The organism is Nitrospirota bacterium, assembly GCA_016235245.1.
Classification (GTDB): Bacteria; Nitrospirota; Thermodesulfovibrionia; order Thermodesulfovibrionales; family UBA6898; genus UBA6898.
In genome coordinates this window covers 3,195-6,355 of record JACRLO010000003.1, presented here as the reverse complement: position 1 = coordinate 6,355, position 3,161 = coordinate 3,195, and the positions used below count along the sequence as shown (strand labels likewise).

Here is a 3,161-nt window from a genome sequence, read left to right as displayed (position 1 = left end):
GGTGACGATGTGGCAATGGAAGAAATTGTGCTGAAATATCAGCGTGTTATCTATGCGTTTGTCTATCGCATGACGAGGGACATGGAAGAGGCAAAGGATCTTACCCAGAAGACCTTTATGAACGTAATCGGCGGCATACGGAATTTCAGGCGGCAATCTTCGTTTAAGACCTGGCTGTATCAGATAGCGGCGCATGCGAGCCTGAACCAGATCCGGCAGGGCCGGAAAGATGAGATCGAAATAACAGAAACGATCATATGCAACCAAAAAGGGGCACTGTCCCTGCTCATGGAGAGGCAGAGGATACTGGACGTGCGATCTGCTCTGGGTCTGCTGCCAGAGCGCCAGAGGCTTACGATCGTGCTCAGGGTCTATGAAGGACTTAGCTGTGAAGAGACTGCAGGGGTGATGGGATGCTCAGAAGGTGCGGTCAAGGCCCATTACCATAATGGATTGCAAAAACTTCGTGATGCAATGAAGGAGAAGGGACATGACACTGTCTCATGATGAAATAGAAGGGCTGCTGCCCGAGTATGCAGAGACGCGGCTTACGGACGACCAGAAACAATGCGTCGAGGCTCATCTGGGGCAATGCGCGGAATGTGTGGAAATGCTCGTCCTGTTAAAGGATTTGAGGGACTGCGAGACGCCTGACCCCGGAGATCTGTTCTGGAAGACACTTCCTCAGAAGATCCGTGCCCTGAGCAGGGATGATCATGCCCGCCGGTCTGCTAAGAGATTTTCCTTTTTGCGGCTGCTGCCGCTTGCGGCGGCACTGATGCTGATCATTATGGTTTTTTTTGTTTTTTCGCTTCAGGTGCGGCAGGCCCCTCAGCGTGATCCCCTGTTCCGCGATCCGCTTGAATACTCTCTCCTTGAATTAGGCGATATTACTGAAAGGCAGATACCGAAACACAAAGGCTGGCTGACTGCCGAAGAAGTGGCTCTATTGGATGGCGTGACGCCATCATATCACAGCGAATTTGTAACGTTGAGTTCGGACGAACTCTCTGCGTTATACAGGACATTGCGGACAAAAGATCAAACAGGAGGATGAAAATGAATAGAAAGATTACCGGCTTACTGGTGTTTGTGTTTCTTACGGCATGGTCCGCGGCAGCGATTGCCGAGCCCTTTGACGATCGGGACAGACCGCCTTCGAAGGAGCAGATGGAGAAGGTCAGGAAAAAGATCGAGACCATGAGAATGTGGAAGCTGACCAGCGCTCTTGACCTCAACGAGAAGATCTCGGCACAGGTGTTTCCGGTGCTCAACAGTTGCGACAGGAAGAGGGCAGAGGCCGAGACAGGGGTTCGCGAGGGCATGCGCGAGTTGAGAGCGGCGGTGAAGGAAAAGAATGAGGCGAAGATGAAGGCTGCTCTCGATCGTCTCGAACAGAACCATACTGCGTTGCAGCGGACCAATGATGAGGAGCGTGCTGAACTCAGGAATATCCTGTCTTTGGAGCAGCAGGCGAAGTATGTTCTCTTTCAGCAGGAATTCAACAGGGAAATCCGGGAACTTATCGATGAGGCAAGAGAAAGAAGGGGCGACGGACCTGGCAGCAGGGATCAGAGATTTTCTCCCAGGACTGCGGATGAGCGCAACGGTCCGATAAGGCCTCAACCTGGCAGATGATGCCGATTAGATAAAAAGCGTGCAGAGGAGGGGGCACAATGAGGGTAACAATAATCCTGTCTGCGCTTCTTGCTGTAATGTTGTGTTCCTGCGGGGGTGGCGGAGGTAATGGCCGCGATAGTGGAAGTGACAATACATCTGCAACGTTGGTCTCGATTATAGTAACACCGGCCAACCCGAGTATCACGGTGGGGAATACACAACAGTTTACGGCAATTGGGACATATTCGGACAGTTCAACCCAAGACCTGAGCAGTTCAGCAACCTGGACATCTTCAAACAGTGCGGTTGCGACTATTAACATTACCGGTCTGGCAACGGCAACAACCGCAGGCGTGACCACCATTACGGCGACATCGGGGAACATTGCAGGAAGCACAACCCTGACTGTTAGCGACGCTGTTATCGAAAGTCCCTTTGGTTTTCATCCAGCCTCGGTTGCAAAACAGGGATATACCAGTAACGGGTATGGGGACGCTTCGAACATCGGCGTCAAATGGACGCGAGATGGGGTATATGCGTATTGGTTTCTGGTCCAGCCCGATCTTGCGAGCGAGGCTTACGATTTTACGCGGTATGACCAACAGTGGAGCAGAGTCCCGGCCGGAATGAACATTCTGGCGAACATTGCGCCACAGGGGCCAATCGATGAAGGCCGCTGTCTGGCAGGGTCATATTTCCCCGTGGACGAGCAGAAATATGTCGCCTTTGTAAAGGCGCTGGTGCGGCGCTATGGCGGTGATTCTTATGCCGCGTCGGGATTGCACAGCCCCATCAAATATTGGCAGGTAGGGAACGAGCCTAGCAGCCTGAGAAGCGGTTTTGCAGACCTGCAGCGAATAACCTATACGGCGATCAAGGAGGTGTGCTCCGACTGTATGGTCCTGATCGGCGGAGTGCCGGGTATGCCGCCGGTGGCAGATTACCTGTCGAATTTCGATCAGCATTATAAACCTATTCTTGAGGCCCTTGGCGGGCAATACGTAGATGTGATGGACTTCCACTGGTATGGCAATGCCACGGGCGATTATCTTGGAACAAAGGATGTCAACGACCATGTCAGGGCGGCTCTGAATGCCAACGGTTTCCCCACAATACCATTTTGGATAGCGGAGATGGGCTCATACAGCGGCGATCCGACATCTGTTAAGCCCGTACCGTTTGATTATCCTTTCCAGACCGAACATCAGCAGGCTATGGATTACTTCAAGCGGTTCGTGTATCCACTTACCTTTGGCGTGAAAAAGATCTTTCCGGCCTTCGGCCTCATGGAAGGGTTCAAGTATGACGGCGGCTACTTCGACTACACAGGGCTCATCTATGACGGATGGGGAGTCAATGACCTGGGCCTCGGCGTCAAGAAACTCAGTTATTATACCTACAAGAAAATGGTGGAAATGCTTGAGGGCTCCGACTGGAAGAATATCCAGACGATACAGGCATCAGGCAATGTCTATATCTTCAGGTTCACGAAGAACACTGTGCCGATCTATGCAGCCTGGTGGGACTACTTTAATGATTCG

General features: G+C 52.1%; 4 protein-coding genes (1 of these 4 only partly in view). All 4 read left to right on the top strand.

The annotated features are described in order from the left end of the window. Positions 1–507, top strand: the 3' portion of a protein-coding gene (locus HZB31_01185; protein MBI5846567.1) for an RNA polymerase sigma factor. The gene continues 48 nt to the left of window position 1, outside the view; the window shows 507 of its 555 coding nt (coding positions 49–555); its start codon lies off the left edge, out of view; the stop codon is at positions 505–507. Then, complete coding sequence (locus tag HZB31_01180; protein ID MBI5846566.1) at positions 491–1,057, top strand: zf-HC2 domain-containing protein; 567 nt, start codon at positions 491–493, stop codon at positions 1,055–1,057. Before HZB31_01185 ends, HZB31_01180 begins: the two co-directional genes overlap by 17 nt. 2 nt (positions 1,058–1,059) lie before the next feature. After that, entirely contained in the window at positions 1,060–1,638 is a 579-nt protein-coding gene (locus HZB31_01175; GenBank protein ID MBI5846565.1) for a hypothetical protein, read from the top strand. Positions 1,639–1,676: 38 nt separating this feature from the next. Continuing rightward, a partial coding sequence (locus HZB31_01170) for an Ig-like domain-containing protein (GenBank protein ID MBI5846564.1) occupies positions 1,677–3,161 on the top strand: 1,485 nt, incomplete at its 3' end.

Coding starts and splice junctions, on each gene's coding strand:
- HZB31_01180 (MBI5846566.1), top strand. CDS start 491: ATGACACTGTCTCATGATGAAATAGAAGGGCTGCTGCCCGAGTATGCA.
- HZB31_01175 (MBI5846565.1), top strand. CDS start 1,060: ATGAATAGAAAGATTACCGGCTTACTGGTGTTTGTGTTTCTTACGGCA.